Annotated in this window: 9 protein-coding genes and 1 pseudogene; all 10 read left to right on the plus strand. The window is 64.8% G+C overall.

Annotated features, from left to right (window positions below):
- Positions 1-63 precede the first annotated feature (63 nt).
- A complete protein-coding gene (locus tag ETD96_RS33450) occupies positions 64-1,206 on the plus strand; it encodes an MCE family protein (RefSeq protein ID WP_274704664.1) in 1,143 nt (380 codons plus the stop codon).
- Positions 1,203-1,763: a hypothetical protein gene (locus ETD96_RS33455; protein WP_138640488.1), complete on the plus strand. Its 561-nt coding sequence runs from the start codon at positions 1,203-1,205 to the stop codon at positions 1,761-1,763. Before ETD96_RS33450 ends, ETD96_RS33455 begins: the two co-directional genes overlap by 4 nt.
- Positions 1,760-2,359 (plus strand): hypothetical protein, encoded by a 600-nt coding sequence (locus ETD96_RS33460; RefSeq protein WP_138640489.1) that lies wholly within the window; start codon positions 1,760-1,762, stop codon positions 2,357-2,359. The genes ETD96_RS33455 and ETD96_RS33460 overlap by 4 nt, the downstream gene beginning before the upstream one ends.
- 19 nt (positions 2,360-2,378) lie before the next feature.
- A complete protein-coding gene (locus ETD96_RS33465) occupies positions 2,379-3,107 on the plus strand; it encodes a hypothetical protein (protein ID WP_240808410.1) in 729 nt (242 codons plus the stop codon).
- Positions 3,108-3,125: 18 nt separating this feature from the next.
- Complete coding sequence (locus ETD96_RS33470) at positions 3,126-3,677, plus strand: hypothetical protein (RefSeq protein WP_138640490.1); 552 nt, start codon at positions 3,126-3,128, stop codon at positions 3,675-3,677.
- A gap of 1 nt (position 3,678) precedes the next feature.
- Entirely contained in the window at positions 3,679-4,425 is a 747-nt protein-coding gene (locus tag ETD96_RS33475) for a hypothetical protein (protein ID WP_138640491.1), read from the plus strand.
- A gap of 123 nt (positions 4,426-4,548) precedes the next feature.
- Positions 4,549-5,259, plus strand: a complete 711-nt coding sequence (locus ETD96_RS33480) for a hypothetical protein (protein ID WP_138640492.1) — start codon at positions 4,549-4,551, stop codon at positions 5,257-5,259.
- A gap of 791 nt (positions 5,260-6,050) precedes the next feature.
- Positions 6,051-6,758, plus strand: a complete 708-nt coding sequence (locus ETD96_RS33485) for a hypothetical protein (protein ID WP_138640493.1) — start codon at positions 6,051-6,053, stop codon at positions 6,756-6,758.
- Between the two features lie 179 nt (positions 6,759-6,937).
- On the plus strand, positions 6,938-8,986 hold the full coding sequence (locus ETD96_RS33490; protein ID WP_171069362.1) for a hypothetical protein: 2,049 nt from the start codon (positions 6,938-6,940) through the stop codon (positions 8,984-8,986).
- A 474-nt stretch (positions 8,987-9,460) separates the two neighbouring features.
- Positions 9,461-10,009, plus strand: a pseudogene (locus ETD96_RS33495) (hypothetical protein); the annotation flags it as partial.

Here is a 10,009-nt window from a genome sequence, read left to right on the forward strand (position 1 = left end):
AGATGGGTATAAGAGACAGCCTACATCGGTACCAACTACGCCGATGTCGGACGTTATGTCGGGCTGCGCGGCTATTACACGGTCCGGCTCGACCTGCCCAGCACCGGCGGCCTCTTCGAGGGGTCGGCGGTGTCCTACCGGGGCGTCACCGTCGGCAAGGTCGGCAAGCTCGACCTCACCTCGGACGGCGTCGTCGCCGAACTCCACATCGACAACTCGTCACCGGACATCCCCCGAAGCCTTGAGGCGGTCGTGGCGAACCGCTCGGCCGTCGGTGAGCAGTACGTCGACCTGCGGCCCCGCGCCGACGCCGGACCCTACCTCGCGGAGGGGACCACGATCCCGCGAAGCGTCAGCACCGTCCCGGCGCCGGTGAACGAGACGCTCAAGAGCGTCAACGACTTCACCGCCTCGCTGCCGCTGAACGACACCAAGACGCTCATCGACGAGCTGGGGCTGGCGTTCGCGGGGCAGGGACCGCACCTCCAGCAGCTCCTCGACACCAGCGCCCGGTTCGTCTCAGCGTCCGACGCGGCGTTCCCCGACACCCGCGCGCTGATCCACAACGGGCAGGTGGTGCTGCAGACGCAGAACGAGATGTCGGGGGCGTTCAAGTCGTTCGCGTCCGACTCCCGGCTGCTCGCGCGGCAATTCCGCGACTCCGACACCGACCTGCGCAAGCTCATCGCGGCCGGGCCCGGCGCGGCGAACGAGATGTCGGCCCTGCTCCGCGACCTGGACCCGAGCCTCAGCGTCCTGCTGGCGAACCTGCTCACGACCGCGCGCATCGGCTCTCCACGCCAGGCCGCGATCGAGGAGATGCTCGACAACCTCCCGAAGGTCGCGGGCATCGGCCCCAGCATTGTCGATGACGGTCTGCTCCGCATGGGCCTCGTGACCACGTTCTTCAACCCGCAGCCCTGCACGCGCGGCTACGGCAAGACCCGCTACCGCGAGGGGCATGACGAGTCGCCCGCGCCGCCGTTCAACACCGACGCGCACTGCGCGGAGAGCCCGAGTACCGGCATCAACGTGCGCGGCTCCGCCAACGCGCCGCACAAGGGCGTCCCGGCGCCGGCCAAGCCGGGCACGCTGAGCGGCACCCGATCGGCCGGTCTGATCGACTCGCTGGGGCTGTCCGCCGGTGCGAGGCCGCCGACGTCCGGTGACCTCGCCACCCTCCTCGGGCTCGGAGGCACGCGATGACCGAGGAGGCGGCGGCGGTGCCGCGCGGATTCGCCCGGTTGATCCGGTGGATCCGCCCGGCCGGCTACGTCCTCGTGGCCGCCGCCACCGTCCTCCTCGGCCTGTCGTTCTGGTCGCTGTTCCAGTCCGGCCGGGGCGCCGACCACGATCTCGCCTCCGCGCGGGACGACGTGACGCGGACCGCCGTCCGTGACCTCGCGCTGGTCAACAGCATCGACCCCAAGGTGGCCGACCTGGACATGACGCACTGGATGGACGTCGCCACCGGCCCGTTCGCCGACGCCCTGAAACGCGACATGCCGAACGCGCGCGCGAAGTTCGCCAAGCAGAAGACCCCCTCGCACGGCCGGGTCACCGCGCTCGCCGTCACCGCGCTCGACCGGTCGGCGGGCGAGGCCACCGTCCTCGCCTCGGTGCGGATCTTCACCGAGCCCGCCGCCGGCGCCGCGCAGGGGACCGAGCAGCGCAAGCGCTACGAGGTCGAGATGCAGCGCGTCGGCGGCATCTGGAAGATCAGCTCGCTGAAACCGCTGGCACCCGGGGGGAGCGGGCCATGAGCATCACCGAGGAGCGCGCCGCGCGCCGTGACCCGGCCCCGCGGAAGAAGCGCGCAAAGAAGACCGCCCGGCGCCCGCTTGTCTCCCGACTCAAGCGGGCCGCCGGGCTGGGGTGGCCGGTGGCCCTCGCCGTGGCGCTGTGCCTGTCCGCCTTCGCCGTCGACAGCTGGGCCGACAGGAGAAGCGAGCGGTCACCGGCCGCCAACCGCGCACTCGTCGACAAAGCCGATACCGGCAAGGTCGTCGCCGACGTCTCGGCGAAGGTCGCACGGATCTTCACCTACACCTACACCGACCCGGCGGCCACCGAGCGCGTCGCGAACGACGTCCTCACCGGCCGCGCCGTCGGCGACTACCGCAAGCTGTTCGGCCTGGTGAAGCAGAACGCACCGGTCATGAAGCTCGCCCTCACCACGAAGGTGACGAAGGCCGGGCTGATCAAACTCAGCCGTGACAGGACGGCGGTCCTGCTGGTCATGCTCGACCAGCGGACCACTCGGGCCGGGAAGGCGACCGGTCCGCCGGTCGCCGCCCAGCTCATCGTCACGGTCCGCGACGACCACGGCTGGCGCATCAGCGACCTCCGGGCCGCCTGAAGGAAAGGGGTGGATTCAGGTGTCCAAGACGAAGACCGCCGATACGGCGGCCGAGGAGCCCGAGGTTCAGGCCGAGGAGCCTGAGGAGCCCGAGGCCCGGGACGGCGGCGAGTCCGCCGAGCCGGAACCGGCCGAGGACGAGAGCGGCGAGACCCCGGAGCCGACTGGGAAGAAGTCCGACAAGACGTCGAAGCCGAAGTCGTCGGAGAAGGACGCGGACGAGAAGCCCCGACGCGGGCTCTCCAAGGACCCGCTCATCCGGATCGCGTCGCTCGTGACGTTGATCGCGGCGGGGGCCGCCGCTTGGTTCGGCTGGTCATACCACGCGGCGTCCGGCGACGACTCCATGGCCTATGCCGCCGAACGGGACCGGGTACTCGCCGTCGCCGGGCAGGAGATCGTCAACCTCAACACCCTCGACTACCGCCAGGTGGACACGGGTTTGAAGGTGTGGCAGGACTCGGCGACCGCGCAGCTCTACGACCAGATCGTGCAGGGCCGGGAGCGGCTGAAGACCGAGGTGCAGAAGGCGAAGACGACCAGCACGGCGAAGATCCTCGAATCCGGGCTCACCGAACTCGACACCCGCGCGGGCAAGGCGGCCGTTATCGCCGCCGTCCGCATCACCATCACCGGTGCCGACGGCAAGCCGGTCGACAACACCCGGCGGTTCGCCGGCCAGCTCACCCGGACCTCGGACGGCTGGAAACTGTCGGCGCTCGGCCAGGCCCCGACCGGAACGCCCTGAGCGGGGAGGAGAAAGCGAATGGCAGCGATCACTTCAGCCGGCCGGTTCGTCCCGGGCACCGCGCGCACCCGCCTCGTCGTCCTCCTCGGTGCGCTGACGATAGCGCTCGGTGGAGTCGCCGCCTGGTCGAACGCCCAGGAGCGCGACCTGACCAGCGCGGCCTCCGCGCAGAACGACGCCCTTAGTGACAACGGCCGAACCGCCGAGGTCAAAGGCCAGGTGACCACGGTCGTCAACACGGTGTTCTCCTACAACTACGCCGACGTGGCAAAGACGGAGAAGGCGGCGCAGGAACTACTCACTGGAAAGGCCGTTCAGCAGTACAACCAGCTGTTCGCCCTGGTGCGCAAGCAGGCGCCGCAGCAGAAGCAGGTACTCACCACGTCGGTCACCGACTCGGCGGTGAAGTCCCTGACCGGCGACCGTGCCCGCCTGCTGATCTTCGCCGACCAGCGCAACACCCGCACCGACACGAACAAGACGAGCTACTCCGCGGCCGTCTTCGCCGTCGACGCCCTGTACGCAAACGGCAAATGGAAGATCTCCGCCATCGACACCCTCGGAGCCTGACATGCGGAAGCTCGCGCGAAGGGCACTGACCGCCATCGCAGCCACCGCCACTACCGCCGCACTCACAGCAGCTCCAGCCGCGGCAGACCCGGTCACCTACACCATTCAGAACGGCGGATATCTTACGGGAAGCAACGTAGGTTCTCTCGTCGGCTTCGGCTGGCAGACCGGATTTACCTTTGAATGCTATTCCTCGGTGCTCGATGGCTGGACACAAAAGGATATGGAGGGCAACCCGGTCGTTGACGGCACCCTGGACGGCGATAACGTAGTCGCGCTGGGAAACGCGTCCTTCTCTTCGCCCGGGGAGCCGAACGACTTGTGCTCAGGTGCTTATGGACGCCTCCAGGTAACGCCAGTGGGCTTGCCGTGGAAGTTCGTTGCTACAGGTGCGGGCACAGGTTCTGGCCCAGGGGGGACGACAGACGGCCAACTGATCGATATCCAACTCAAATTGCACGACACTTTGTTGCTTTGCGATGTAACCATCGGCGGGTCAGGTGCAGGCGGTTCGGGCGGCTACTTCGAGGCCATCTACACCAACCCATCAGTGCTCACAGGCAGCGATGGCATACTCGACGTGCCATTCACTGAGACCCCCAACTTCACGGTAATCAACATCTCCGGTCCGACATCCTGTCCTCAATACTACTATCTGGGCGAAAAGGTCTCGATTGCCTTCAGGTACAACGTGCGACGGACTAGCCCAGTCCCGCCTGCAGCCGGTATCAGTCCGACGATCGACTAGCACGGAGAGATGCGACCCGGCTTTAAGTGGATGATTTCCGCCATCGACACCCTCGGGATCTGACCTGTGGAAGTGCACCCGAGGTGAACAGATGTCAACCCTCGATGAAGGGAAGCGGCCGACATGCGAAAGACACTCAGAAAGGCCCTGATCGCTACGGCGGTCGCGGCCGCAGCCGTCGCTCTCACGGCGGTACCGGCGTCGGCCGACCCGATCACCATCCAGAACGGCGGCTATGTCGCTGGAACCGACCTGGGCAGCTTCTTCACCGTCGACAACGGATTCATGGAGGGGTGCAGATCGTTGGCGGCCACCGGCCACACGCCGACCGTGGACGGCCCCCTGCTCGGCAGCCTCTTCACATTCGACGACGTAACCTTCTCCTGGGACGGCCAGGTCGAAGACTGGTGCCTGTTGAATGGTTCCGTTCCGATCCAGGTGACGGCTCTGGGTTTGCCATGGACCTTCGACCTCACGGGTGGGCACACTGGCTCGGGCCCGGGAGCGACGATGGAAGGCCGACTGAACAACGTCCGGATCAGGCTGTACGCGTCGAGCTTGGCCTGTGACGCCACTGTCGGTGGGCCGGGCGCAGGCGGCTCGGACGGTTATGTCGAGGGCACCTACACCAATCCCTCGACGCTGACAGGTAACGACGGCACGCTCTCGATGCCATACGGGGCCGTGAACAACCTGCGGGTGACCAGCGTGACCCCGGGCTGTACCGGACTGTTCGCAGTCGGTCAAACGGTCGCGCTCGCCGGCTACATCCAAGTGAACCGGACCAGTCCCGTTCCGCCGGCGGCTGGAATCAGCCCTACGGTCAATTTCTAGTGCGGGAGATACGGGACGGAGAAATGTCGAGATGCGAAGGTTGTGACGCAAAGGGATGGCCGCCGCCGCGGCGACGACCGCGGCCTGTGCACCCGGCGCCGTCCCGGCGTACGACATCTCCACTACGTCCGTGCTGTTCTGCGCGTCATCATCACTTGCCGGTGACGCGCCGAACCACTTGGGCCACTCTCCGCGATCGACGCGGTGTCTTTCTCCTAACTCGGAAATGTCAACGACGGATGTGTGGCCAACGGGTTAATTCCAGTGCAGGTGGTTGCGGTGAACCTGCCGTCACTCTTCGCCGCGGACAGCGCTTTGGGCGGACGGGCGGACGGGCGGACGTCAGCCTGCCTCACACTGAGGACGCTCTCCGTGCCGTTCAACGCAACGGAGGCTCATGGCTCAGTGGAGATCCTTCCATGCCAGCGAATGGCGGATCGGCGCGCGAATGGCCTGCCGTGTACGGGTACCGCCGTGTACGGGCGCCGGCTGTTCAAGCCGACTATAAGTCGGTGATAAATACATAATGATCGATTGCTAAGCGATTGACAATCTGCAGTGGCAACTTCCATGAAGTCAGCAAAGATGTTCGGATGACACTTGAGAAGTGCACTACTGGCGGGTATATTCCGATATGAGTACGGCAGGACTGGGTGGTCTTGCGGCGAAGTCGAAGGAGTTCGGCTTCCGGGGTTCTGCTCCCATCAACCCGGAGGAGTTCGACCTGTAGAACGCGGTCAGTGTCCCTACGAGTAGAAGAAACCACCCCCCGTGAAGGGAAAAGGACTGACATGCGAAAGATCGCCAGAAGGGCCCTGACCGCTGGTGCGGTCGCGGCCACCGCCGTCGCCCTCACCACCATGCCGGCCTCTGCGGACCCGGCGACGAACTTCGACGTCCAAAACGGTGGAACCATCGCCGGAAGCAACGTGGGTTCCATCATCGGCTTCGGCCTGATCAACGGGTCCACCCTGGAGTGCACGTCCTCGACGGCCTCCGGCAGCCTGCCGAGCGGCACCGCACGGCCCGGCACCGGCATCGCCACGCTGAGCAGCGTCACCTTCTCCTCGCCCGGCCAGACCAACGACTGGTGCGTGGCCAACGGTTCCATCCCGACCCGGGTGACGGCCCTGGGCACGCCGTGGTCGTTCAACGCTGACGACGATGGCCCCGGAAGCGACTCGGGCCCGGGAGGGACGACGGGCGGCCGACTGACTGGCGTCCAGGTCGAGCTGTACGGGCCCAGCGTTGGGTGCACGGCGACCGTCGGCGGGCCGAATGGCAACGATGGCTACATCGAGGGCACCTACACCAATCCCTCGTCGCTCACGGGCAACGACGGCACGCTCTCGGTGGCGTTCGGGGCCTCGAACAACCTGGAGGTGCTCACCGCGTCGAGCCCGGGCTGCAACGGACTGGTCGATGTCGGTGAAACGGTCTCGCTCGCTGGCACGTACAGCGTGGTCAACTCCAGCGGGGTCAGCCCGACGATCGACTGACCTCATGAGATGAGGCGCGGTCCTTGTTCGAGCCGCACCCGGGTGCTCGCCATCCGGGTGCGGTTCACCGTCGATTAAAGGATGTGACAATGCACCGGTTGTTCAGAAACGCCGCGCGGATCGGGGCGCTCACGGCCGTGATCGTGGGCGGTGGGACAGTAGCCACCATCCCGTCGGCGATGGCCGACATCGGTGCTGACATCGGGCTTGTATGCTCCGGTACGTCCGGGACCCACAAGGTGAGGCTGCGGATCGAAACGACGGCGCCCTCGTCCGGAACCGTCGGGCAGCCGGTCCAACTGGGCACGGTTAAGATCGACGTTGGTGTTCCTGCCGAGCTGGCGTCGAAGGTTCGAGCGGGATCCCCGGGCGGTCCCTCGGCCTCGCCAGTGACGAGTGTCACGCCCTCGTCCACAGCTCCCCCCGCGCTCAGCGGAGTCGCGGAGATACAGGTCGCCGTCCGTGCGCCTGATCGGGTTCAGGACAGTGGATGGCCGGCTTTCGCTCTGGCGGCCGCACCCTCATACGGTGACGGAATCGTGCATCTGACCGGTAGCGGGATCGCGCCGCCGGTGACCCCGGATTCAGCGGGTGGACTGTCGTGGTCGGCCGGGGGACTGGACCTGTCGTTGGTGCCGGCCGAAACGAGCGCGAGTAAGGACGGAGCAGAGACTGCGCTGCACTGTACGGCGGAGAAGGAGACCCTGCTTGGAACCGTACGGATAGCCCGCGGGAATGAAGCGGCGGGTCCGAGTTCGTTGAGCACGCCAGCCTCTCAGCCGGCCGCGTCCCAGACACAAATGTGCGAGCTCCTTCCGGCTCGGGGGACGGATCCAAGATATGCCATCAATTATGAAGATCCCGTACTGAAGAAGCTCTATGATTCTCCAGCAGTTCCGAAAACCGTACGGGATCCAATTCTTGGGGATGGACTTCCGTTTTGCATCAAAGGTGCGGGGTTCCTCAATGCCAAGAAGGTCGGCTATGCCGTCCCGGTTGCCGTTGAAAGTAGTACGAGATTCCAGACTGAAAATCGCTTTGGCAATTTGGTTACTGGGCCAAATCTTGACGAAAAGCGTGGATATGGAATAACTCGCACCAATCCCATTCCCGCCACCATCCTGGGTTTCGGATTCATGCCGACACGTGCGGTGGCAGAGGCCGTGCAGTCCGGTCCTCCCGGGAAACCAAATGACCCGATCACGGCGAATCTTCGACTTGTCCGCAAGCAATTCCAGCAATTCAGGCAGCCCGGCATAGGGACTGCTCAGCTCGGTGCGAGTTCATACGTTCGGATCAAAGCGGTTAAGGCCGAGGTCAATGGAGTGCCGATTGACCTGGGTGAACAGTGCACGACGAGCCCGACCGCCTTCGTGGGGAAGGCGTGGCTGGGCGGTGATCGCACCGGTTATTTGGACTACAAGGAGGGTCAGACCTTGGTCGTGGATGACCTGGATATTCCCTTCTTCTCTGGTTGTGGAGTGACGGAAGATCTGAGTCCGATCCTTACCGCGAGTGTTTCCGGGTCGGGTAACTACGCAAATGTGAATACAGGAACGTGGTGTGATCTCCGTACTGGAGCCCAATGTGTCGATAATGCGGCTCCGCTGCCTGCAACAGTCACTGTTCCGCAAGGCGGGGACACCAACGTGACGGGGCATCAGTTCCTTCTCACTAGAAACTCTGGCACCCCGGAGAAAGCCCAGTTCGGGTGCGAGTCGATGGCCATGCGATTCGATCTCAAACGAGGCCACTGGCTGCCGCGCTACATGCTCGCTAAGGGTAACCTGTCCCTTGAGGGCTGCAAGGTCAAGACATCTGATGGCATCGAGTATCCAGTGGTGGAAAGCACCCAGGAAGGCCCGTTGTGGCTGAGCGTCCGGGAATACGAAACCCGGATGACCATGCAGGTGACCGGGCTGATGCTCAACGTCGGTGTGGACGTCGACGACGACGGCGCCGCCGACTGCTCGGTCCAGATCAACCATCCACAAGCTCAATCCGGCATCAATCAACGATTGTCCGGAATGCCTGGATCGTTTCTGGGAGAGTACGACAATGGTACGCTCAACCTGCTAAGCCATGATCTGGAAGTCGCACCCGAGTCGACCTGTAGTCTTTCGGGTTTCACGAGGACAAATCCTGCGATGCGCCTCCCGCTTGTCGGGGGTGTTGGCACCAACTTCGCCTTTACTCCGAAGCAGCAGATTATCTGGGACAGGCCCTGATCGATCATGCGTTTGCCACGTAGTGTCTCCTCCCGGCGCGTCTGTTAGCGCTGGGGCGTAAGAGCCGGCTGCATCTGCCGCACCACCCCGGCGCGGTGCAGCCAGGCCGGCTCGCCGCGGACCCTTTCAGTCCGCGGCGAGTGCGGCCGTTCCGTTCAAGTCCTCCCGCCATGTTCCCCGCCAGAGCTGGGCAAGCCTTGGATGACGCGTCCTCCCCGCCTGGTTATATGCGGTCGGTGATAATACCGATCCCGCTCGGGGGACCCATTCTTGATATTCGCTAACAAAGCGAAAAGATCTTCATGTTCATGCGTTGTGGCGTATTGAGCTGTCATTGTTTCGGTATTAGCCTCCAGTTGGGAATCGAGGATCCTCTCATCGGGGATCCGCCTCACGGTTCCGTGTCGGCGGATCACAGTGTGGCCGTCCGACGCCCTGTGTCCATTTCTCCCGGCACAAAGAAAGGACAGGCTGGTGAAGTTCACCCGTATCCGGAGGCGTTCCCGGTTCGCGCTTCCCGCCGCGCTCGCTGCAGCCGCAACTCTCACCTTCGGCTTGGCGTCCCCCGCTTCGGCGACCAACCCGGACCCGATCCCGTCGAGCTTCGACTTCTCCGACTGCCCGCCCCTCCCGGAGGGGGCGCACCCGACCTTCTCGAACTGCTACGTGGGCATCATCACGAGCGGCACCTTCAAGATCGGGAACTTCGACCAGGCGATCGAGGAGCCGATCAGGTTCACGTACGCGAACACCTTCAACCCCACCACGTTCGAGACCAAGGTCCTCTTCGGAGGGCTCGAGGCGCCGAAGATGCTGGTCCAGGACGGGCTGTTCGGTGACCCGTTCCTCACGGCCGTGTACGCCAAGGTCGAGTACGCCGGCAAGTTCGAGATGCCGGTCAGCTCGGACTTCGAGATCACCCTCGGGGTGAAGGTCCGGCTCATCAACCCGATCCTCGGCAGCAACTGCACGGTCGGCACCAACTCGAACCCGATCACGCTGAAGCTGACCACCGGCACCACC

Origin of the sequence: Actinomadura geliboluensis, assembly GCF_005889745.1 — a bacterium.
In the GTDB taxonomy this organism is placed as follows: Bacteria; Actinomycetota; Actinomycetes; order Streptosporangiales; family Streptosporangiaceae; genus Spirillospora; species Spirillospora geliboluensis.